At 31.0% G+C, this 21132-nt stretch carries 24 protein-coding genes, 1 tRNA gene and 1 other RNA gene; 19 read left to right on the top strand and 7 right to left on the bottom strand.

Going from position 1 to position 21132, the window contains the following annotated elements; genetic code table 11:
• The 6 genes from QZN45_RS01750 to QZN45_RS01725 all read left to right on the top strand — a co-directional run bounded on the left by QZN45_RS01750 (position 1) and on the right by QZN45_RS01725 (position 4965).
• Complete coding sequence (locus tag QZN45_RS01750; RefSeq protein ID WP_292605209.1) at positions 1-561, top strand: methanogenesis marker 17 protein; 561 nt, start codon at positions 1-3, stop codon at positions 559-561.
• Between the two features lie 65 nt (positions 562-626).
• Positions 627-1493, top strand: coding sequence for a radical SAM protein (locus QZN45_RS01745; protein WP_292605207.1), 867 nt, complete (start codon positions 627-629; stop codon positions 1491-1493).
• Positions 1494-1591: 98 nt separating this feature from the next.
• Entirely contained in the window at positions 1592-2512 is a 921-nt protein-coding gene (locus QZN45_RS01740; RefSeq protein ID WP_296810702.1) for a manganese-dependent inorganic pyrophosphatase, read from the top strand.
• A 233-nt stretch (positions 2513-2745) separates the two neighbouring features.
• On the top strand, positions 2746-3675 hold the full coding sequence (mtnA, locus tag QZN45_RS01735; RefSeq protein WP_292605203.1) for an S-methyl-5-thioribose-1-phosphate isomerase: 930 nt from the start codon (positions 2746-2748) through the stop codon (positions 3673-3675).
• 385 nt (positions 3676-4060) lie between these two features.
• Entirely contained in the window at positions 4061-4387 is a 327-nt protein-coding gene (locus tag QZN45_RS01730; protein WP_292605201.1) for a hypothetical protein, read from the top strand.
• Positions 4388-4458: 71 nt separating this feature from the next.
• Positions 4459-4965, top strand: coding sequence for a hypothetical protein (locus QZN45_RS01725; protein WP_292880392.1), 507 nt, complete (start codon positions 4459-4461; stop codon positions 4963-4965).
• Between the two features lie 27 nt (positions 4966-4992).
• Here QZN45_RS01725 and QZN45_RS01720 read toward each other — a convergent pair whose 3' ends face one another.
• Complete coding sequence (locus tag QZN45_RS01720; RefSeq protein ID WP_296810699.1) at positions 4993-5994, bottom strand: class I SAM-dependent methyltransferase family protein; 1002 nt, start codon at positions 5992-5994, stop codon at positions 4993-4995.
• Between the two features lie 35 nt (positions 5995-6029).
• On the opposite strand from QZN45_RS01720, the gene dph5 reads away from it, so the two are divergent.
• Positions 6030-6821: a diphthine synthase gene (gene dph5, locus QZN45_RS01715; RefSeq protein WP_296810696.1), complete on the top strand. Its 792-nt coding sequence runs from the start codon at positions 6030-6032 to the stop codon at positions 6819-6821.
• A 376-nt stretch (positions 6822-7197) separates the two neighbouring features.
• Here the strand turns inward: dph5 and QZN45_RS01710 are convergent, their stop codons facing one another.
• Positions 7198-8133 carry a 3-hydroxyacyl-CoA dehydrogenase gene (locus QZN45_RS01710; RefSeq protein ID WP_296810694.1) on the bottom strand — a complete coding sequence of 312 codons (936 nt, stop codon included), beginning with the start codon at positions 8131-8133 and terminating at the stop codon, positions 7198-7200.
• 299 nt (positions 8134-8432) lie between these two features.
• Between QZN45_RS01710 and QZN45_RS01705 the strand changes: the two genes are divergently transcribed.
• From QZN45_RS01705 to QZN45_RS01695, 3 genes are all read left to right on the top strand, one after another.
• On the top strand, positions 8433-8576 hold the full coding sequence (locus QZN45_RS01705; protein WP_292605191.1) for a hypothetical protein: 144 nt from the start codon (positions 8433-8435) through the stop codon (positions 8574-8576).
• 464 nt (positions 8577-9040) lie between these two features.
• Complete coding sequence (locus QZN45_RS01700; RefSeq protein WP_296810692.1) at positions 9041-9952, top strand: hypothetical protein; 912 nt, start codon at positions 9041-9043, stop codon at positions 9950-9952.
• Positions 9953-9955: 3 nt separating this feature from the next.
• Positions 9956-10378, top strand: coding sequence for a PsbP-related protein (locus tag QZN45_RS01695; protein WP_292605185.1), 423 nt, complete (start codon positions 9956-9958; stop codon positions 10376-10378).
• Here the strand turns inward: QZN45_RS01695 and QZN45_RS01690 are convergent.
• The gene (locus QZN45_RS01690; RefSeq protein ID WP_296810689.1) at positions 10370-11113 is read right to left on the bottom strand and encodes an archaeosine tRNA-ribosyltransferase; all 744 of its coding nucleotides are present in this window, start codon (positions 11111-11113) and stop codon (positions 10370-10372) included. The genes QZN45_RS01695 and QZN45_RS01690 overlap by 9 nt on opposite strands.
• Before the next feature lie 183 nt (positions 11114-11296).
• Here QZN45_RS01690 and hdrC point away from each other — a divergent pair, with 183 nt between their 5' ends.
• The 9 genes from hdrC to QZN45_RS01645 all read left to right on the top strand — a co-directional run bounded on the left by hdrC (position 11297) and on the right by QZN45_RS01645 (position 16886).
• Complete coding sequence (gene hdrC, locus QZN45_RS01685) at positions 11297-12286, top strand: CoB--CoM heterodisulfide reductase subunit C (protein ID WP_292880382.1); 990 nt, start codon at positions 11297-11299, stop codon at positions 12284-12286.
• A 23-nt stretch (positions 12287-12309) separates the two neighbouring features.
• Positions 12310-13206: a CoB--CoM heterodisulfide reductase subunit B gene (hdrB, locus tag QZN45_RS01680; protein ID WP_292880379.1), complete on the top strand. Its 897-nt coding sequence runs from the start codon at positions 12310-12312 to the stop codon at positions 13204-13206.
• 191 nt (positions 13207-13397) lie between these two features.
• Complete coding sequence (locus QZN45_RS01675; RefSeq protein ID WP_292607040.1) at positions 13398-13664, top strand: DUF749 domain-containing protein; 267 nt, start codon at positions 13398-13400, stop codon at positions 13662-13664.
• Positions 13661-14188, top strand: coding sequence for a DUF2096 domain-containing protein (locus QZN45_RS01670; protein ID WP_292607043.1), 528 nt, complete (start codon positions 13661-13663; stop codon positions 14186-14188). The genes QZN45_RS01675 and QZN45_RS01670 overlap by 4 nt, the downstream gene beginning before the upstream one ends.
• Positions 14189-14197: 9 nt before the next feature.
• Positions 14198-14887, top strand: coding sequence for a metallophosphoesterase (locus tag QZN45_RS01665; protein ID WP_292880376.1), 690 nt, complete (start codon positions 14198-14200; stop codon positions 14885-14887).
• 101 nt (positions 14888-14988) lie between these two features.
• Positions 14989-15900, top strand: coding sequence for a 2-phosphoglycerate kinase (locus QZN45_RS01660; protein ID WP_292607048.1), 912 nt, complete (start codon positions 14989-14991; stop codon positions 15898-15900).
• Positions 15878-16270 (top strand): CBS domain-containing protein, encoded by a 393-nt coding sequence (locus QZN45_RS01655; RefSeq protein WP_292607050.1) that lies wholly within the window; start codon positions 15878-15880, stop codon positions 16268-16270. The genes QZN45_RS01660 and QZN45_RS01655 overlap by 23 nt, the downstream gene beginning before the upstream one ends.
• Positions 16271-16424: 154 nt before the next feature.
• An RNA gene (ffs, locus tag QZN45_RS01650) (signal recognition particle sRNA) lies at positions 16425-16740 on the top strand.
• A gap of 62 nt (positions 16741-16802) precedes the next feature.
• Positions 16803-16886 (top strand) — tRNA-Ser (locus QZN45_RS01645).
• Between the two features lie 6 nt (positions 16887-16892).
• Here QZN45_RS01645 and QZN45_RS01640 read toward each other — a convergent pair.
• The 4 genes from QZN45_RS01640 to QZN45_RS01625 all read right to left on the bottom strand — a co-directional run bounded on the left by QZN45_RS01640 (position 16893) and on the right by QZN45_RS01625 (position 21124).
• Complete coding sequence (locus QZN45_RS01640) at positions 16893-17801, bottom strand: cation diffusion facilitator family transporter (RefSeq protein ID WP_292880372.1); 909 nt, start codon at positions 17799-17801, stop codon at positions 16893-16895.
• Positions 17794-18912 (bottom strand): pyridoxal phosphate-dependent aminotransferase, encoded by a 1119-nt coding sequence (locus QZN45_RS01635; RefSeq protein WP_296800452.1) that lies wholly within the window; start codon positions 18910-18912, stop codon positions 17794-17796. Before QZN45_RS01635 ends, QZN45_RS01640 begins: the two co-directional genes overlap by 8 nt.
• A 59-nt stretch (positions 18913-18971) precedes the next feature.
• On the bottom strand, positions 18972-20525 hold the full coding sequence (locus QZN45_RS01630; RefSeq protein WP_296800451.1) for a radical SAM protein: 1554 nt from the start codon (positions 20523-20525) through the stop codon (positions 18972-18974).
• Positions 20526-20917: 392 nt separating this feature from the next.
• A complete protein-coding gene (locus tag QZN45_RS01625) occupies positions 20918-21124 on the bottom strand; it encodes a hypothetical protein (RefSeq protein ID WP_296800450.1) in 207 nt (68 codons plus the stop codon).
• Positions 21125-21132 lie beyond the last annotated feature (8 nt).

The following is a 21132-nucleotide window of genomic DNA, read 5'->3' as shown; positions in this document are numbered from 1 at the left end:
ATGTTAGTTGAATGCTATGATGAAAAGGGTGCTGAAGTTTACGAAATCATCATTAAACAAATCTTTCAAGATTTGGTTCTTGGCGCATCTGTAGATGATTTAAAAGCTTATGTTAATCCTGATGATCCTGTATTTGTCTTAGCTATTAAAATGAAAAAAACTTCTAAAGTGGTTTTATTTAGCGATGTAGCTAATTTCACTTACGATAAAGAAAGGGATGTTACCATGATTTTAGTTGATAATGAAAACTATCTTCCAAATATCTTGAAAAGATTATGGAGATTATTCTCTAGGGATGAAATTTATCAACCTAATAGATATCAACTGGAAATATCTGGTAATTATTTGGAGTTAGAATCATTAGTAGTTGATGACCCTCATTCTAATTTACAAAGACGTATTTATGATGCGGTCTTTAGAATATTGCCTGAAGGTTTTAAAATTATTAAAGATTTGTCTACTGAAGATATCGTGTGTGTTGTGGCTACTGATGAGTTAATTAAAGATGCATGGATTGAAAAGGCTCATGAATATATTGATGAGTTAAATAATGGCAAGTAGAAAACTTTATATATTTGTTCGTATCAATACAAATTAACGAAGTTATATTTCGGAGAGGTGAGAGTATGGCTGAACACAAAGGTGCAAGATTTGCACACATAACAAAAGCACATCCATGTTTTAATGAAAAAATGCATGATAAAGTCGGAAGAGCGCATGTACCTGTAGCACCGAAGTGTAATATCTTCTGTAACTTTTGTACAAGAGATATTAATAATGAAGAAGACAGACCTGGCGTTGCAAGCTGTGTCATGAATCCTGATTCTGCAATTAATCATATTAATGAAGTTACTGCTGAAGGTCCAATTTCTGTTGTTGGGGTAGCTGGACCTGGAGATTCACTTGCTAATGAAGAGACATTTGAATTTTTTGAAAAATTAGCGACTGAACAACCTGATTTAATCAAATGTATGAGTACTAATGGTCTTTTACTTCCAAAATATGCAGATAAACTTGCAGAACTTGGAGTAAACTCTGTTACTGTAACCATAAATGCAATTGACCCTGATATTGCAGTTGACATTTATTCTTTCATAAAATATGAAGGAAAAGTGTATAAGGGTTATGAAGCAGTTGAAATATTAATTAAAAATCAACTTGAAGGTGTTGAAAAAGCAGCAGCTAATGGTATGGTCGTTAAAGTTAATTCAGTTTTAATTCCTGGATTAAATGATGAACATATTGTTGAAATTGCAAAGGAAGTTAAAAAAAGAGGAGCTTCCTTGATGAATATTCTGCCATTAATTCCATTGGCTAAAATGAAACACTATTCTCGTCCGGACTGTTCCATGATGGAAAGTGTAAGAGAACAAGTTGAAGAGATTATTCCAGTATTCAGAGCATGTACTCAATGTAGGGCGGATGCTTATGGAATACCTGGTAAAAAAAGCGAAGATCATCATTTGGGAATGACTCCACAAAGTCATTACTAAATCTATTTTTTTTTATTTTTTTATCATTTATAGCAATTTTAATATTGTATGAAGAAGATATATTATACTGATTTTATTTTTTTGTGAGGAAAGATAATATGGTAGAAACTTTTATTTTTGGACATAAAAGTCCAGATAGTGATTCAATCACATCAAGTATTGTAATGACTAATTTAGAAAAGGAATTAGGCAACAGTGAAGCTAAAGCTTACAGATTAGGAAATATTAATAAAGAAACTGAATTTATTTTAAATTATCTGGACATGGATGCTCCAGAACTTTTAGAAAGTGTTGAAGATGATGCTAATGTAATTTTAGTTGATCATAATTCTCCTGCTGAATCTGTAGATAATTTGGAAAATGCAAATATTTTAAAAGTCGTTGACCACCATAAACTTGCATTGGAAACTTCATATCCTTTATTTTTAAGATTTGAACCGGTGGGTTGTACTGAAACTATTTTATGCAAGTTATATGAGGAAAATGGCATTGAAATAACAAAGGAAATAGCTACATTAATGTTATCTGCAATCATTTCAGATACTTTGCTTTTAAAATCACCGACCACTACTGATGATGATGTAAAAGCAGTTGAAAAACTTGCAAAGATTGCTGACATTGACGCTGAGGAATATGGTTTGGAAATGCTTAAGGCAGGTACAGATTTAAGTAGTTTTTCAATTGATGAAATACTTTCATTGGATGCAAAACAAATTGATTTTAAAGATGTAAAGTCCATTGTCAATCAAGTCAATACTGCAAGCATAAGTGATGTTTTAGAAATGAAAGAAGAATTGGAAGCTGGCATAAATAAAATTATTGAAGAAGAGAATTTGGATTTATTCATGCTTTTAATCACTGATATTGTCAACAGCAATTCACAGGTAATTGCACTTGGTAAAGATGCAAGTCTAGTTGAAAAGGCATATGGCGTAACATTAGAAGATAATACAGTATTACTTGAAGGTGTTGTGTCACGTAAAAAACAAGTTGTGCCTATAATGACAGAAAATGCATAAGTTTTTAGGTATTTCTAAAAACATTAATTTTTAATTGTTTCATATAAAGATTTATTAAGTAGTTTAATAAAAATATAAATTAGATGTATTTTTATACATCTCTAATCAATCCGAATTGGATATTATTAGGCGGAGAGCATAATTAAAAATTGTCTATAAATTGGACTTAGAAACTAACAATTAATTATGCTTTCAACTATTTTTTATAATACTTTTTTTATAGGTGTTAAATTATGAAAACACTTGAATGGGAAGATAATAAACTAAAACTCATTGATCAAAGAAAGCTTCCTGATGAATTGACTTATGTTTGGTGTGATAATTATCAGGATGTAATCGTTGCTATTCGTGATATGACTGTTCGTGGTGCTCCTGCTATTGGGGTTTCAGCAGCTTTTGGAATGGCGTTGGCTGACATTGAGGGTGTAGATTTACAAAAAGCAGCAACAGAAATTAAGGCTGCAAGACCGACTGCAGTAAATTTGTTTTGGGCAGTTGACAGAGTATTGAATAGTGAGGATGCACTTTCAGAAGCGTTAAAAATGTATGAAGAGGATATGGCAACCAATAGGGCTATTGGAAAATATGGTGCTGAAATAATTGACGATGGAGATACTGTTTTGACACATTGTAATGCTGGTGCTCTTGCATGTGTTGATTATGGAACTGCTTTAGGAGTATTTAGGGCAGCAAGGGATGCTGGAAAGAAAATCAACGTAATATGTGATGAAACTCGTCCAAGAGGACAGGGAGCTAGTTTAAGTGTTTGGGAAATGCAACAGGAAAACATCCCCGTTAAATTAATTCCTGATGTCGCTTCAGGATTTTTAATGTCACAAGGTAAAATTGATAAGGTAGTAATAGGTGCTGACAGGATAGCCAAAGGAGGTGTCGTAAATAAGGTAGGTTCCTTTATGGTGGCATTGGCTGCAAAACACCATGATATACCATTTTATGTAGCTGCTCCTTACTCTACATTTGATAATGAAATATCAATTTATGATACGATTATTGAAGAAAGGGATGGCGATGAAGTAAGATATTATGGTGGGGCTAGAATTTGTCCTGAAGGGACTGAAGTCATCAATCCTGCATTTGACATAACTCCAAAAGAATTGATAACTGGGATTATTACTGAAAAAGGAATAATTGATCCTATTTAATTAATTATCAAAGTTAAGTGGAAATTATGGACGTTGAATTTAACATTATCCATATTTCCAATTTTTATCGCATGATTTTTGTTAATGTATAATAATTTTTACAATATTTTTGAAAATGTTTTTTTAAAACGCTTGGATAATTAAAAATATTTATTTTATTTAAAATTGGCTAAAATTACTTATTTATTTAATTTTAATCATTTTCAATAACTATTTAAATAATAACTCTGAAATATTTATATAACATTTGTAGAGTTTTCTACAAAAAAGCTATTATGAATATGACTGTTATTATTTTAGAAATTAATAGCTAATTTAATGAATGATGGCTTTATTGTGTTTTAATATGGTTTGAATTATTGTTATTTTGTAATGAGGAGATATTATGGAGATAAAAAGTAATAAAAGTGCAAATTATCCGCTTTTGATTGATGATTTAGTTAAAGAATTATTAAAAGATGATTTTGTACACTTCAAAATATTGTGTGCTAATGAAGTTCATCATTTTAATAAGGAAGATGATTCAATCATTGAATTTGAAGAAACCTATGTAAAGGAAACCAGTGGAAATGGAGATATGTTATACATACCTTATCCGGATATTTTCAGGGTTAAATTATATAGGGATATGGAACAATATCTTGAAGATGAAAAGAAATTCAATGCATTCAATGATGATGACGATTGGACTGGTAACAGAATCCAATTCTGATTTTTTTATTTTTTTAACTATTTTTTTTTAAATTAATTAATTTTCAATAATTAACCCAACTTGGTAATTTGATGGATAAAAAAACTGTTTTTGTTATAGTATTTTTTGTAATTAGCTTGGCTGTGCTCTTTATGTATCATGGAGGTGATCCGGTTCCAGGCTCTTCTAAATACCATCTTCCTGAACCTAGAAATGTTGAAATTAATGGGGTTAACTTTTCTGTTTCCTGGGGGTTTTTAGAGGATGAAAATTCATCAAATATCTCATATTATGATGAAATTCTAAATCATAAAGTCTTAAAGGAACAAAGAACATTCCATCAAAATGATATATTGCTTTTAGATATTTGCGTGTATGATTATGGTGAGGATATTGATATTAATCTTTTAAATGATGGAACATATCATGATAAGTCCATTAATGGTGTTAAAGGGATTTTTAGAAATGAAACGGTCACTACTTCTTCGGGGCTGGTAAAAAATACTCATCAGAGGTATTATTTCAACTATGCAAAAGATGGAAAAATTGTCATGATTCAGTGTGATAAGTTAAATACGATTGGTGAAATTGTATCTTAACTATAGAAAAAAGATGGAAGTTGATTTTTAGTGTTTAATTTTCCCATCGATGGCGACATGCCATTCTCCTGGACTTGTTGATTTGACTTTACGTGTATTTATTATTTCCACTTCTTTTCCAACTTTCCCACAAGCGTCTTTTAATCGTTTTATTCCTTGTTCATATGAATCAGAAAATTCATAATAGTTGATTATTCCACCATTGTCTATTAAATCGACTGCAACATCAAGGAAAGTATATGCAAGACCTGGAAGATTCATAATTATTCTATCAAATTTCAAGTTAAATGACTTGCTAACTTCCCGAATATCTCCGCAGTAAGTTTCGATACGACCTTCAAGTTTATTTAGTTTAATATTTTCATTCAAATATCTGATTGCAGACTCATTGATGTCTACTGCAGTTATATTAACATTTTTGTTTCTGGCAATTACGATTGGAAACGGTCCGATTCCACAAAACATGTCAAGGATTTTTTCACCATCCTTAACGCTTTCCATCACCCGTTTTCGTTCAGTTGCAAGTCTTGGTGAGAAATAAACTTCACGCACATCTAATTTCAATCTAGCTCCGTGCTCTTTGTGGATTGTCACAGAATCATCAACTCCGGATAGAAATTCCAAATCACGAACTCGTGTTGTTCCTTTGATTGCACTTTTCTTCATGTAAATTGCTTTTCTTTTTGTAAATTTAAGTGCCGCATCGCCGATGATTTGCTTTTTATCCTGTAGATTCTCCGGAATTTCTAAAATCACTATGTCTCCAATGGTATCAAATGAGGTTCTTAGGTTTTCAATTTCCTCGTTAGTTAGTTCTCCTTCAAGCAATTCGGAAAAATTGTGCGGAACTCTTTTCATGGGTTCTAGCTCAATATCTACAATTTCATAATCGTCAACATCTTCATTGATGGGAATATATCCGTATTTCTCTTCAGCTTTTATTTTATATTCCATATTCATTTGGCCATTTTCCATTAATTTTATTCGTGTGTCATTTAACCTTTTTAATGGAACTTTTACACATTTCATAAGATTTATTATGTTTAAATTCTTATATAATTTATATGTTTTATTTAGTGGGTTTAGGTTTATTTGACCATAAGGATATTTCTATTAAAGGTTTAGAATGTTTGAAAAATGTTGATAAAATTTATGCTGAGTTTTTCACATCAAGATTATTCGGTTCAAGCTTTGAAGCTATTGAAGAATTGGTAGGTCAAAAAATTGAAATACTGGTTAGAAATGAAGTTGAAGAAGAGTCTAAATTTATCGAAGAAGCCAAGACATCTGATGTTGCTTTGATAACAGGTGGTGATCCTTTAATTGCCACAACCCATAGTGATTTTTTGGTTCAGTGCTCAAAAAAGCAAATAGACTATGAGGTTATTCATGGATCTTCAATTCTCTCTTCAGCTCCTGCGATTTCAGGCCTTCAAGGGTATAAATTCGGAAAAGTCACTACAATACCTTTCCCAGATTATAATTTTTATCCCAAATCCCCTTATGAAGCTATAGAAGAAAACTTAAAGATGGATTTGCATACTTTGGTTTTGCTTGATATTCAGGCTCATAAAGACAGATATATGACTGTAAATCAGGGTCTGGAATATTTGATGAACATTAAAAATGATTTGGACCGTGATGGTCTGATTGGAGAAGATACATTGGCTATGGGAATAGCTCGTGTCGGTTCCAGTGATGTTATTGTAAAGGCAGGCAAAATTTCAGATTTGATTGACTACGATTTCGGAGGACCTCTCCACTGCATTATAATTCCTTCCAAACTTCACATTGTTGAAGCTGAATATTTGGTGGAGATTGCTGGTGCTGACCCTGAAATATTGAATGAAAATTAGTTAAAAAGGGGGAGTGTGGAAGTAGTTTTTCTACTTCCCATAATGAAACATATTCTAAACATTTTGGAGATTATAAAATGGTTGACCGATGTTATCATTAGACATGAAAATTATTTCACATCGTTTATTAGTTATATTTTCATATTATATAAATGTTTTTATTTGATTTTTTACAGATTTTATATATTTTTTATTTTTTGTTTAATGATATTTTGTCATTAAAAGTGTTATGGTAATAATATTTTACACGAATAGGTAATGCTTTTAATTTTTTCAGATAATATTGTACATCTGTTTTAAAACAGGTTTAAAAAGAGTTATTTTTCTGGTGCTGTCTGATTTGTGTAATTTATCAAAAAATAAGAAAAGGAAGGAATTAATATTTATAAAATCCTTCTCCAGCATTGATACCAGTTTTACCAGCATCTATTTTTTCTTTAAGCATTTTAGCAATTTTTCCAGGGGTTGTATTCTGGTCTTGCGCTTCTGGATTCATTATTATGATGTTGTATGCTGTAGTGAGTCCTACAATATCCAATATGTGGAATGGTCCTGCAGGAGCGCCGGTTGCTAAAATCCAAGTTTTGTCTATTGTTTCATGGTCTGCAACATCATTTGCAAGTAATGCTTCAGCAGCACTTAAAAATGGAACCAACAATGAATTAAGAATGTATCCTGGCTGTTCTTTTTTAAGTTTTAATGGAATCATATTGATGTCTTCAGCAAATTGAGCTACTTCGTCGTAGTATTTTTGATCGGTTCCTGGATGTCCCATTACTTCTGCTGTATTGTTCTCCCAGATTGTATTTGCAAAGTGGAGTGAAAGATATTTTTCAGGCCTTCCGGTATATTCCGCAAACATTGACGGAAGCAGTGTTGATGAATTGGTTACAAGAATAGTTTCTTCATCCATGTGTTTGGCCAGCTCCTGATAGAATGCTATTTTTTGTTCAGGATTTTCGGCGATTGCTTCGATAATTAAATCTGCACCGGATGCAGATTCATCATAACTTGTTGTTAATATTATATTATTGTATGCATCTTCAGCATTTTGTTTCAATTCATCAATTTCACTATCACTTAAATCGGTTTTTTTACTTAGGCCTCTGCAATATGCGTTGGCATCAGTTTTCATTTTTTCAAGAGTGTCCACATAGATATTTTTAAATCTTTCAAGTTTTGGTTTTGCTCTTTCGATTGATCCTTCACTTCTAAGCCAGATTGTTACATCAAATCCACAATATGCGCTTTGTAAAGCAATTTGACTTCCGAGTACTCCTCCTCCTGCTACAACAACTTTTTTGATAGTCATTTTGATACACCTCTATTCTTATTTTTGAAATTGTTTATATAAATCTCTTTTCAGTAAATTATTTTTTACAAAAATGGATTTAAAATGAAAAAATGTCAGAAATTCATTAAATATGGGTAAATTGTATGCTTTTCGAATAGTTTCTGATGAAATTTGAGGGTATCAATTTATATAATTGGAATAACAAAAACTATTAAAAATTTTTAATAAAAAATTGCTATTTGTGTTTTTTGATTGTGACAATTATTGCACTTTCTTAAATTAAAAAACATTAATAATTAAATTTGTGAGGTGAAAAAATGTCTGATGGTTCAGATAATGATAAAGGTGCATTTTACAGTAAACAGGAAGGTAGAATAATTCGCACCGGAGAAATTCATGAAGGTCCCGACGGCAATAAATATGAACATTTGGGAAACAATGAATGGAAGCAGGTTGACTAATCATATTTCACATATTCAATGAATTTTCATATTGTTGGATTTAAACATTCAATGACTTTCCAAAATCTTTCAGAATTAAAAAATTGAAATTTTAAAAACATTTATACACACTATATTTAGATTAAATCATGCTAATATTCATTTTTACATAGAAAAATGACCTGAAAAAACACTGAAGCATTTATTAACTAGTATGTACTATCTAATTGTATGTCTAAAAACAAACGTGTTACTATTAGCATCAATAATGATATTGACTTGAATTTTCGCAGATTAGCCTCTAGTAAGATGTTATTTAAAACTGGTTGGTATTCCAGAGCGATTGAAGAGGCTATGTTGTTGTGGATTGAAAAGGAAAACAAATAATAAATTACTTTTTTTCTTTTTTCTTTTTTTTCGATAAATAAATAATTAACTATTTAAATTAAACTAATCTTATTTAATATTATAGAGTGGGTGTAATAATGGAAAGTGATGAATTTAGAACTGTCCGAGTTTATACTAAAAAATATAATAGTAAAGATAAAGATGGTAACACTGTTGAAAAAGAATCTAAACAAAAGCAAGTAAGTCTTAAAAAGGAGGATCCTTTTGAAGATAATGAATTGGTGAAAGTTCTTGCTCAAGAGGAATATGAAAATTTAATTGATAATCAGTTTTCTGATGAAAAACTTGAGGAGTTTAATCAGACAATTCAGGAAAAAGATGATGAGATTGCTAATCTTCAAGACCAAATTCAGACTCTTAAGGGCTCTTTTTTTGATGATGTGGATTCCTTAAAGGAACAGTTAACTGATAAGGAAGAACTCATTAAAGCCAAAGATGAAATTCATGAACTAAACAAAAAAATTACTAAAATCGATGATGAAAGAGTAGCTATTTTTAAAGAACTCGATTATAAAAATAAAATGATTTTGGCTTATAATGTGGAACTCAACAAATCTATTTTGAATGCAATAAATGTTGTTATTGATGAAGCTCGTGACAATATCAACAGAAGAAATGCTCTTTTGGTTAAGGATTTGGAAAAATCCATTGAAAAATCCAAACATGATGTTAATGAGAAAAATAAAGCTATAGCATATGAGATAAATAGTACTGTTGAAGATATGAATGAGCAGATTAGAAATACAAGTACTCTTAAAATGATATTGAATAAGAACAAGATTAATTTAAGGGTACCTACTGGAGATTTACTAAAACCATTTGAATTTGAATTTGACGTTAATCAATTGCTTTCAGGACAGGCATTGGAACTTGATGCAGCTGAAATCTTAAAAGAAGTAATGCCAAAACTTCCAGAACCTTTCTCAAAATATATTGACACTATAGAAGAAGCTCCAGAAACTATTGAAACATCCAAAAAAGAGGAGTAATTCATGAGAACTTTTAATAGTGGAAAAATCACTTTCGAATATCCCGACGAATGGGAAGTTGAAAAGGCAGACATATTGTCAAATCCGGATTGCATTGCGACATTGTCCAAAGGTCAGGATAATTTAATTAATGCAGTTATGTTTCCAACAGCGACAAATCTTGATGATTATAAGATATTCATGGAGGATGCGATATCTGATGATGGTGGAGTAATCATTGCTTCTGATTTTGTTGAAATTGCAGGGTTGGATTCAATTAAGTTGCATGCCAATATGGATACTCCTGAAATAAACTTTGATATCCACACTTATGTCTTTATAGAAAATGGTGAGATTTATATTTTTGAGTTGAGGACTTTAGATGTCTCTGGTGAATCTGAAAGGCAATTCAAAAATATCATTCAATCATTTAAAATTTTAAAATAATTTGGTGTATTCCAATAAGTAATCCATTTGAGTTTTATCGAGAATTTTTAAAGTTGAGATGTTTTGGGGTGTTGTTCCTGATCTTTCTTCAACTAAATTTCTCAATGAATTATTTTTCATATGTGCATGGATTTCTTTTATTGTAAATTCCATATTTTCAATGTTTTTTTCTTCTAGTTCTTTTTGTGTGATGTCATCATAAATTGGGTATGTATTCAAATCATATGCTTTTGTTGGAGTTTGAAGTACATTCAAATGACTGTAATAATTCGCAGAATCTGCTAGGAATCCGTCAATCCCCATATAAGTTAAAATGGGCATAAAAGAAAGTTCTGCAAATGAAAAAATAAAGTAACTTGATTTTTTAGATTCTTTCTTAAGGGAAGTGACTACTTCTACTAATTCTCTTGGATTGGTTAGAAGAGCATCTCCATTAGCTATGATAAAACCATTGTAACCTATTTTTTCTAGTTGTTTCATGCATTCTAATCTTAAATCAATATATTTGGATCCTTGAATAACTGCGATATCTGCATCATTAACATGTTCTTTAGCTAATCTTAATGTTTCTTTTACATTGAATTCTGCAATTTCACGGTCAATATTGTATGAGGAACCCTGATTAGGAGCAATTTTCATCTGATTTTTGTAAAAAATTTTTGGAGTTAAGTTTCCGTCAAGTTTTCCGATTCTTCCAGGACCGTCATGTGATTTAATTTCGAATTTTTTTATCATTTGCTTCTTTCCTCTTTTTGTTGATAATAGTTATATTTTTTTAGGTTAATAAAAATTTTTTTTATAGTGTAATCATTTGGATTACACTAGCAAAAATTTTAGTAACCTTTATATATGTTCTTTTAAAGAATATTAGTAAGGATTTGAGGAAATTATCCAATGATTATCCGAGGTGTGTTTTCAATGTCTATAGTAAATCGTCTTAAACATCTATTTAAAGGAGAAAATGAAGGAAAAGACATCAAAACTGATGTTTCAAACACATCTGATGATGTCGAAGTTACTCCTGGAAGAACCAAAGGAATATCTATATCTTTTGATAAAAAAGAGGATGGTTCTAAAGAGTTGACTTTTAAAAAAGACATCGAAACTTTAGAAGGAGACACAATAGAAAAAGAAACTGTTGTTAAGTTTTCTAAACCAGATAAAGTTCCATCTGAAGAAATTGTGGAAGAAACTGAAGCTGATGAGGAAGCTGAAGTTCTTGTTGAAGATGGAGTAGAATCTGACGAATCTATTGTTGAAGAATCAGCTGAAGAAGTTGAAGAAACTTCTGAAGAAGTAGATGCTGATGAAAATGAAGAAAAATCAAATGAAGATAAAAAAGGAGATAATATGACTTTATTAACTGATAAAGAATTATTAAATGATAGTAATCGTGACCCAGATTTCACTGCTGAGTTCATTGATGCTGGAATTGAAACTGTAAAACACTGTTTCCAATGTGGTACTTGTAGTGGAAGTTGTCCTTCTGGAAGAAGAACCCCATACAAAGTAAGACAAATTGTCAGAAAATGTTTATTAGGATTAAAAGAAGAAGTTATTGCTGATGATGCTTTATGGATGTGTACTACCTGTTACACTTGCCAAGAAAGATGTCTCAGAAGTGTTAAAATTGTAGAAATCATCAAAAAAGCACGTAACATCGCAGCACATGCTGGATACATGGCAAAACCACACAAAATGACTGGTGTATTTGTAATGAATACTGGTCACGGTGTACCAATCAATGATGCTACAAAAGCTTTAAGAGCTAAAATTGGTCTTGCTGAAATTCCACCAACTACTCACGCTTTCCCTGAAGCATTAGAAGAAGTACAAAAAATTTGTAAACTTACTGGATTTGATGAATTAATCGGTTACGATGAAGCAACCGGCGGATTAAAAGAATAAATTTAATTGAGGAGAGTTATAATATGGAAATTGCATATTTCTTAGGTTGTATCATGAACAACCGTTATCCTGGTGTTGAAAAAGCTACCAGAAAATTATTTGAAGCTTTAGATATTGAATTAAAAGACATGGAAGGTGCATCTTGTTGTCCTGCTCCTGGTGTATTCGGTTCTTTCGATGAAGAAACCTGGGCTACTATTGCAGCTCGTAACTTAACTATTGCTGAAGACATGGGTGCTGACATCATGACCGAATGTAACGGATGTTTCGGTTCATTATTCGAATGTAACCACATGTTAAAAGAAGATGAAGACAAAAAAGCAAAAATTAATGCTAACTTAGCAGAAGTTGGAAGAGAATTCAAAGGAACTACTAATGTTAAACACTTTGCTCAAATCTTAAGAGATGATGTAGGATTTGAAAAATTAGCTTCCTTAATCGAAAAACCTTTAGACTTAAATGTTGCTGTACACTACGGTTGCCACTTCTTAAAACCTACTGAAACCATCGGTATTGAAGACAACGCAGAAGACCCATCTATTTTAGATGACCTCGTTGAAATTACTGGTGCTAAATCTGTAGATTACAAAGACAAAATGATGTGCTGTGGTGCTGGTGGAGGTTTAAGATCCAGAGACCTTGATGTAACCACTAGTTTCACCAAAGAAAAACTCGATCACATGACTGCAGCTGGTGTAGATGCAATTGTTAACGTATGTCCATTCTGTCACTTACAATTTGACCAAGGACAAGTTGAAGTTAATGAAAAATACGGAACTGACTTTGCTCTTCCTGTTTTCCACTTAGCTCAATTATACGGATTAGCAATGGGATTATCCCCTGAAGAATTAACATTTGATGCTCAAAGAATCGATGCAACTCCTGCACTCGCTAAAGCATTAGGTGAAAACGCTAAATAAATTTAAGGATTTTTATCCTTTTATTTTTTTTATTTTAGGCCTTGAAAACACAATTCGGGTAATGGTTATCTTTTTGATAACCTTTTTTTTATGGATTATTTTTTTTGTTTGTATTCATACGAATAATCTATAATCATCTTTATATATGATTATCAAGATAAAATATACTAAAATATATTAGAGGTGTAATTATGTTTTTAGCAACATTGGATGGAATATTCAAATATTCTGACCTTCCAGAAGAATATGAACCATATGTTCAATTTAAAGCGACTATTGAAAAAAGAGAATTAAAACAAAGTGATGAAATTGCAATTTTAAATATTGCAGGTACTTCAACTCACCATGTATTATTTTTAGATTCCTATCAAAATATCAGCGAAATTGAAAATGAATTGAAAGAAGCTGATGCTAAAATCAATCATACTACTTTAAAAATTATAGGTGGACATTTATGAGCTTACCGTCTGAACAAAATTGGTTAGTTAATCATCATCTCCTTACAGATTTAAGTAAAAAAGGTTATGATATTCCTAAGGGAGTTAATGCTGAGATGGGTATAATCAGATCTTCTATCAGTTCATATAAAAGAGACCCTTCTCATCCAGAATTAATCAATGGTTTGGCAAAAGCTGAAATGTCTTTAAATAATATTCAAAGAACTCTTTTGATAATGGCTGAAGAAGAAGGCGATGAATATGTTGACCATTGGCTTGACTTATTTAAACAAGCCATGCAAGGAGAAGAAGTGTTTGAATTCGCAAATTCCAAATCAAGATTCCTTGTAAATACTCCTCCTGGTTTAACTACTGGTAGAATAAATTTAAAAGTTCCATTAGCTGAAGAAAGAGTTCAGGAAATTGCAGAATGGAATGGTCTCATAATAGAGTTTGATGATGATGTTACTGTACAATTACATGGAGATAAACCTGACCTTCAAGTTGGTTTAAAAGAGATGGGATCTTTCTTTTTAGAACAATAAGGTGATAAAATGACTAAAATTTTAGCAATTAGTGATGTTCACGGTGAAGAAAACGAAAATTTATATAATTACTTAAACAATAATGATATTGATTTAGTATTAATTTTAGGTGATATAACTGATTTTGGACCGTTAGACTTTGTTTCTACTTTTATTAATAAAGTAGCAGATTTTGATGTGGATGTAATAGCTATTCCAGGTAATTGTGACCCTACCGGAATATGTAATGCGATTAATGAAGTGGCATTTTGTCTTCATAATAACATTATCGCTTATGGGGACGCTATTCTATTTGGTTTTGGCGGTTCTAATCCTACTCCATTCGATACTCCTGGAGAAATGGATGATGATAAGATTTATGCTGAAGTTTATGATTTATTAGCTAATTATGATTATGTTTACAATTCAGAAATTCCTAAAGTAAAAATATTGGTTACTCATGCCCCACCTTTCAATACTGAAGCGGATAGGGTTGCAAATGGTGAACATGTTGGAAGTTCTGGAATTCTAAAATCCATTCATGAATTTGAGCCTGAAATTAATCTTTGCGGTCATATTCATGAAGCTAAATCAATTAGTAAAATTGGAAAAACTACTGATGTAGCTAATCCTGGAATGCTTAAAGATAATGGTGCTATTTTAATTGACATTAAAGATGGTTCTAATTATGATTTAAGCCTTATTTCTTTAGATGAATAATTTTTTATTCATTTTTTTTCTATTTTTTCAAAAAATCAAATGACAAATTTTATTTAACAATAACTTAAAATATTTAATCATATTCTTATTAATGTGATATTATGATTTGGGTTATTGGAGATGTGGATGGTAAACAGTATAAGGAACCATTTTCAAAAGGAATCCTTTCTCGTTCTCTTAACGTTGCAGATTTGGGTACAGAAAGAGCACATGCGATAGCTAGTGATATTGAAGCTGATTTAATTAAAAAAAATATTACTGAAATTTCCAGTTTTGATTTGGCGAATGAAGTATTAAACCATCTAAAAGCAATTGACCCAAATATTGCTCAAAAATATTGTAACTGGCGGTCTCTTAGGACTTCTAAAAAACCTTTGATTATTTTGATTGGTGGAGCATCCGGAGTTGGAACTTCATCAATGGCTTTTGAGTTAGCCAGTAGATTACGTCTGAAGAATCTTATCAGTACAGATATGATTCGTGAAGTCATGCGTAAGATTATTTCAAAAGATTTAAGTCCAGTTATTCATAAATCTAGTTTTGATGCATATGAAAGTTTAAGAACCCCTTCTATTCGTATTGATTCTGTTGTTGAAGGTTTTATTAATCATGTCGATGTTGTTAATGTAGGTATTGAAGCAATTATTGAGCGGTCTGTAAAGGAGGGTATCAGTACTATCATTGAAGGTGTCCATATTGTTCCAGGATTCGTTAAAGAGGAACTAATTGAAAATAATAATATTATTATCTTTACTTTAACTGTAGATGATGAAGAATCTCACAGACAAAGATTTTATTCAAGATGTAGGCAGCCTTGGGTTAAAAGGTCTCTTGAAAGGTATATGGATTATTTCCCTACTATTAGGAAAACTCAAAAATTTTTAGTTGAACAGGCAAAAATTCATGATGCACGTATAATTAATAATGTGGATATTAATGAAACTATAGATATCATGGTAAGTGATATTCTTGAAAAATTCGGAGGAATAGATGATGTTGAACAAGAAAGTTAAGGATATAATGACAACTGATGTGATTACAACCACTTCAGACATAGATGTTGTATATGCTTTTGAAAAATTGATGAAACATAAAGTTAGTTCTCTTCCTGTTGTTGAGGATGATAAATTAATTGGAATTATAACCGCAACTGATGTGGGTCATAATTTAATCCTTGATAAATATGAATTGGGAACTAGTGTTGATGAAATAATGATTAGATCTGTCATTACAATATCACCTGATGACAGTCTGGAATCCGCTATAAAAATGATGAAAGAATGTGTTTCTTCTTCTGGAATTTTAAATCAGCTTCCAGTTGTTGAAGATGGTAAATTGGTAGGTATTATATCTGATGGGGATATTATTCAAGAAATATTTTAATTTACTTTCGTATTATTTATTTTATTTATTTTTTAAGCTTTTTTAATTAATTACTATAAAAAATTTTTTTTCTAGAAATTTTTTTTATTTTATTTTTTTATTATTTAATAGGAAATTTTAGGTAACATTTATATAATATTAATATCATATATTAATATTGGCTAGACTGGAGGGTTAGGGGTCCTCTGTAAGCACATACCCCCTTTGGTGCGGTCGAAGTTCAGGAGGCGGCTTTTTAAGAGAGTATAAGCCTAGAAAAAACAACATAGAAACCTCGTCCTGCAGGATTGGTGGTGGTGAGATTTTTACTGGAGGGTAAAAATTAGTCATCTTCAATATGGGAATGGGTCAGGCCCGGAAGGGAGCAGCTCTACTATTAACATGCGATGCTTGTAGAATCCCGGGGTGGAGTTGGGTTTTTTAGATCACTTATATTTTTGAGATTAGTCCACTTCTGAATGTGCCATTAATAAAAATAATTAAGTTTATAAATAAGTTTTTACATATAATTTATTATACTTGTTTTTTAATTGTCGGGATGGCCCAGCCTGGTACGGCGTCGGACTGCTAATCCGATGGTCATATGACCTCCCGGGTTCAAATCCCGGTCCCGGCGTTATTATTATTTTTCATCATTTTCCTGGTCATGGTTGTATTCCAATCCTATTGGGCAGACATGTACCATAGCATATTTTACTTCGGGAATCTTTTTTATGAGGTTTTTTTCAACTGAGTGCGCTATTTTATGTGATTCATCTACTGTCATATTTCCATCAACTTTGACATGTAAACTGACTACTGCATAAGAACCCAAATAATCGACTTTGATGTTATGTGCATCCTGTGCATTAGGAGTTTTATTGGCAACTCTTTTAATTTTGTTTATGAATTCGGGGGAAGGTACCTTTCCCATAATATGGTCAATGTTTTCTTTACCTACTTCATATGCTGTTTTTAAGATTAAAACTCCAATGATTAATCCAATTATTGGGTCTAAAATAGGATAACCCATATTTGATACAACAACACTTAACAATACTGCTATTGATGAAAAAATATCTGTTTTTTGGTGTTTACCATCTGCAACAATTGCAGGACTTCTAATTTCTTTTCCAATTTTTATAATATATTCGCTGACGGAAAAATTTATTATAATGCCAAAAACTGCCATTATTGCTGCATAAAAGTCTGGTGTTGTAATTAATGATGGATTTAATAGCCTTTCAATAGCTCCCTGCATTATTTCATAAGCAACCATTCCTAAGAATAAAACTATTATTAATCCTCCAATTGCTTCTGCACGGCCGTGTCCTATAGGATGTTCATCGTCAGCAGGTTTTTGACCTATTTTAAATCCAACAAATGCGATTACAGATGTAGCTACATCAGATAATGTGTGTGCCCCTTCGGATATTAATGCATAACTTCCAGACATTATTCCTATTGCTATATTGAATGCGGTTAAAAAGCAGTTTGCTACTATAGCAACTATAGCCGCTTTTTTACCTGCTTTGCTTCTAAAATCATCCATTTACTACACGCTCTTCTAGTATATCCATCGCTTTTTCAATGTTTTCATAGGAATTCGCATAGGACATTCTGACATGTCCCTTACCGTTTGATCCGAATGCAGCTCCTGTAACTGTCACTACTCCAGCATCTGCAGCTTTTTTAACAAAGTTTTCATCTTCAATTTTTGGAAATACATAAAATGCTCCTTCAGCATTCACGGTTTCGTATCCCATTTCATTTAATCTGGAAACAATTAAATCTCTTCTCTTTTTAAATTCACTAACCATTTTATGAACTTCATCCTGTGGTCCTGTTAAAGCTTCATAAGCACCTTTTTGTGCAGTGGAATTGGCACAGGCAATACTGTTTTGGTGTATCTTGAACAACTCTTCAGTGTGCTCTTCATTTGCTGTCAAATAACCGATTCGCAATCCAGTCATTGCATAAGTTTTTGAAAAACCGTTTATTGTAATAACATTGTCACTGTATTTTGCTGGAGAGTAATGATTTTTATCATATATTATTTTTTCATATATCTCATCAGAAATGATTAGGAAATTATGATCCATAGATAAGTCGGCGATTGCCTTGATATCTTCTTTTTCCATTACTGCTCCTGTTGGATTGGATGGGGAATTTAAAATAATTGCTTTTGTTTTATCAGTAATTTTTTCCAAAACATCATCTGCTTTTAATTTAAATTCATTTTCCATTTTACAGTCAACCGGAACAATGCTCCCTCCAGCTAAGTTAATACATGATTCATATAATAAAAAACTTGGATTCGGTAGAAGTATTTCGTCACCAGCTTCCATAAATGCCTGAGCGCTGATGTATAATGCTTCACTGGCTCCAACTGTAACGATGATATTTTCAGGATCTGTTATTATGCCATTGTCCTTTTTGAATTTTTCAGCGATTTTTTCTCTTAATTCAATATATCCTTTATTTGGAGTATATTGTGTTTCATTATCATCAATTGATTTTTTCATCGCATCCTTAATGTTTTGAGGTACATTAAAATCTGGTTCTCCTATTCCAAGGTTTATTGCACCAGGCTTTGTTGCTTCAAACATTTTTCTAATTTGTGACAATTCAATAGTATTTGTTCTTTTCGCTGGGTTAATCATAATTTTTCCTCACTTATTATTATTTATATTATTATAGTAATTTAATTTTTTTCTAGTAATTATTTTTCACATGCACCACAATTATAGCATGGACTAGTCTGACACCATGGTGTTTGTTTTAAATTTTTCAGTCGTGAATGTTCTATTTTCAAAAATCTTTTATCTACGCTAACATCAATATTATCCCAAGGCAGTTCATCATCAATTTGATAATGTGGGAGTTGTTCTTTCCATTCTTTTAGTGTAACCGTTTTTGTCAAAGTTTTCTCAATAATTTCACCAATGCCACTATTTCCACAAGATAGGATATATTGAATCATACTTTTTTTAGGACTTTCGCACTTTATGTTATATTTTTTCAATTCTTTTTTCAGATACCTAGTTTTGTTTTTAATATCTTTAAAATCATATCCTTCCCATTGTAATGGAGTATGAGGTTTAGGAATTAGTGGGTTTATACTAAATTTTACATTTTTAATATTATAATGCATATCTGCTATTCTTTTCAAGTATTCGGCAAGTTCTTTAATGTCATCCATATTTTCACCAGGTATTCCAATCAGAAAGTATAACTTGATTTTGAAGTCCAATTCAACAGCATTTTTTATTACTGTAAAAATTGTTTCATCTAGTATCTCCTTATTTATTACCTTTCTCAATTTGGGAATGGATTCTGGTGCAAGAGTTATTGTTTTAAGTCCACTTTCTTTTAATGTCTGTAATGTTTTTTTGTTAATTGATTCAATTCTAAGTGATGGAGTTGATATTTGAAAACCTTTTTTTTCAAGACCATCTATCAGATTTTCCAAATTGATATAGTCAGATACTGCAGCACCAATTAAAGTGACTTTATTTAATCCTGTGTTCTGTCTGTTTTGTATTGCAATGTCAATCAGCTTTTCATGACTTGTCTCTCTTGTGGGTCTATATAGATATCCGGACATGCAGAATCTGCATCCTCTCATGCAGCCTCTTGAAACGTTCAGCATTATTGTATTGTTGAAAACTGTTTGATAATTTTCATCATCACTTTTGCTTATAATAGGTTCAGTTATATGATAAGCATTTTCCATATCATCAACCAGAACGATTTTTGTCTTATTGTTGTATTCCGGAATATAAACTCCCGGTATTTCTAGAAACTTCTTTAGATTTTTATTTGGGCTTTTAAGATATGCATTTAAAATGTCATTTAGAATGTATTCTCCTTCACCAATTACAAAAAGATCAATGTAATCGGATAAAGGCATCGGATTTGCAGTTGCACAGGGGCCTCCGGCAATAATTAATGGGTACTCGTCTCCACGTTCTTTTCGTTTAAGTGGAATTTCAGCTTCTTTTAACATTTTTAAGACATTAAAGTAATCTTCTTCAAATTGCAATGTAAAGCTGATTATGTCTAAATGTTTCATGGGCATATTTGATTCGATACTTTTTGTATTCGGATATATTATCCTCTCACACCATGTGTCATCCCGTTCATTCAATTGATTGTATAAAATGTTATAACCTAGTGAAGACATCGCAGTCTTATATATGTTGGGGTAAGTTAATCCTAAATGAATTTCAGTATTTTTATGGTTTTTCCTGAATGTATTTTTTTCATATAACATATAATCAGCTATTTATTTTGACTTTTTTTATTTTTTAATTTAAATTCTTTGTTTATGATATAAGTGTTAGTATTGTAATTAATTTTCATTAATCAATCAATAATTTTTCTATTTTTTTTATAAAACATAATTATATTCTAATTTTTCTTATAAAAAACCATTAAATTAAAATTTCATTTTTGATGCCATTGTTTTTTATTTAAATTAAATTTAAGATATTTAATCTTATTATACTTTATTTCAGTAAAATTATTCTTTTATTTCCTATTTATATATCTTTTTAACTTTTTTTTAACGATTTATTTGTTTTTAATTTGTTTTTAAGATTTTTAAGTTGTAAAAACATTTATATATAGATAAATTATATAATGTTATCTACTCATTATGAAATACTATACATTAGTATAATCATATTTTACTATAAAATTTTCGTAATGAGAACCAAGAGGTGGAAAAATTTCGATAAAAAATAAAACATTAACTCTATCAATAGTACTGACATTCTTTATTTTATTAAGTGCTGTTAGTGCAGTTGATAATACAAATGTTTCAATTACAGAATATTCAAATTTAGATGATGATGTTAATGCATCATCCATACAAAATA

The organism is uncultured Methanobrevibacter sp. (assembly GCF_900314695.1).
In the GTDB taxonomy this organism is placed as follows: domain Archaea; phylum Methanobacteriota; class Methanobacteria; order Methanobacteriales; family Methanobacteriaceae; genus Methanocatella.
Note: the sequence above shows the minus strand (reverse complement) of the source record. Positions and strands in the feature narration are given on the sequence as shown.

What these genes read in the sequence shown, in the direction of transcription:
- QZN45_RS01710 (WP_296810694.1), bottom strand. Translation starts at nt 8,133, where the DNA reads ATGACTATCAAAAAAGTTGTTGTAGCAGGAGGAGGAGTACTCGGAAGT.
- QZN45_RS01660 (WP_292607048.1), top strand. Translation starts at nt 14,989, where the DNA reads ATGATTTGGGTTATTGGAGATGTGGATGGTAAACAGTATAAGGAACCA.
- QZN45_RS01630 (WP_296800451.1), bottom strand. Translation starts at nt 20,525, where the DNA reads ATGTTATATGAAAAAAATACATTCAGGAAAAACCATAAAAATACTGAA.
- QZN45_RS01705 (WP_292605191.1), top strand. Translation starts at nt 8,433, where the DNA reads ATGTCTGATGGTTCAGATAATGATAAAGGTGCATTTTACAGTAAACAG.
- QZN45_RS01720 (WP_296810699.1), bottom strand. Translation starts at nt 5,994, where the DNA reads ATGAAATGTGTAAAAGTTCCATTAAAAAGGTTAAATGACACACGAATA.
- QZN45_RS01750 (WP_292605209.1), top strand. Translation starts at nt 1, where the DNA reads ATGTTAGTTGAATGCTATGATGAAAAGGGTGCTGAAGTTTACGAAATC.
- QZN45_RS01745 (WP_292605207.1), top strand. Translation starts at nt 627, where the DNA reads ATGGCTGAACACAAAGGTGCAAGATTTGCACACATAACAAAAGCACAT.
- QZN45_RS01625 (WP_296800450.1), bottom strand. Translation starts at nt 21,124, where the DNA reads ATGGATGATGCATTAACATCATCATCTAAATTTGAATATTCTGTAATT.
- QZN45_RS01670 (WP_292607043.1), top strand. Translation starts at nt 13,661, where the DNA reads ATGAGCTTACCGTCTGAACAAAATTGGTTAGTTAATCATCATCTCCTT.
- QZN45_RS01740 (WP_296810702.1), top strand. Translation starts at nt 1,592, where the DNA reads ATGGTAGAAACTTTTATTTTTGGACATAAAAGTCCAGATAGTGATTCA.
- mtnA (WP_292605203.1), top strand. Translation starts at nt 2,746, where the DNA reads ATGAAAACACTTGAATGGGAAGATAATAAACTAAAACTCATTGATCAA.
- hdrB (WP_292880379.1), top strand. Translation starts at nt 12,310, where the DNA reads ATGGAAATTGCATATTTCTTAGGTTGTATCATGAACAACCGTTATCCT.
- QZN45_RS01675 (WP_292607040.1), top strand. Translation starts at nt 13,398, where the DNA reads ATGTTTTTAGCAACATTGGATGGAATATTCAAATATTCTGACCTTCCA.
- QZN45_RS01640 (WP_292880372.1), bottom strand. Translation starts at nt 17,801, where the DNA reads ATGGATGATTTTAGAAGCAAAGCAGGTAAAAAAGCGGCTATAGTTGCT.
- dph5 (WP_296810696.1), top strand. Translation starts at nt 6,030, where the DNA reads ATGTTTTATTTAGTGGGTTTAGGTTTATTTGACCATAAGGATATTTCT.
- QZN45_RS01655 (WP_292607050.1), top strand. Translation starts at nt 15,878, where the DNA reads ATGATGTTGAACAAGAAAGTTAAGGATATAATGACAACTGATGTGATT.
- hdrC (WP_292880382.1), top strand. Translation starts at nt 11,297, where the DNA reads ATGTCTATAGTAAATCGTCTTAAACATCTATTTAAAGGAGAAAATGAA.
- QZN45_RS01700 (WP_296810692.1), top strand. Translation starts at nt 9,041, where the DNA reads ATGGAAAGTGATGAATTTAGAACTGTCCGAGTTTATACTAAAAAATAT.
- QZN45_RS01665 (WP_292880376.1), top strand. Translation starts at nt 14,198, where the DNA reads ATGACTAAAATTTTAGCAATTAGTGATGTTCACGGTGAAGAAAACGAA.
- QZN45_RS01690 (WP_296810689.1), bottom strand. Translation starts at nt 11,113, where the DNA reads ATGATAAAAAAATTCGAAATTAAATCACATGACGGTCCTGGAAGAATC.
- QZN45_RS01635 (WP_296800452.1), bottom strand. Translation starts at nt 18,912, where the DNA reads ATGATTAACCCAGCGAAAAGAACAAATACTATTGAATTGTCACAAATT.
- QZN45_RS01730 (WP_292605201.1), top strand. Translation starts at nt 4,061, where the DNA reads ATGGAGATAAAAAGTAATAAAAGTGCAAATTATCCGCTTTTGATTGAT.
- QZN45_RS01725 (WP_292880392.1), top strand. Translation starts at nt 4,459, where the DNA reads ATGGATAAAAAAACTGTTTTTGTTATAGTATTTTTTGTAATTAGCTTG.
- QZN45_RS01695 (WP_292605185.1), top strand. Translation starts at nt 9,956, where the DNA reads ATGAGAACTTTTAATAGTGGAAAAATCACTTTCGAATATCCCGACGAA.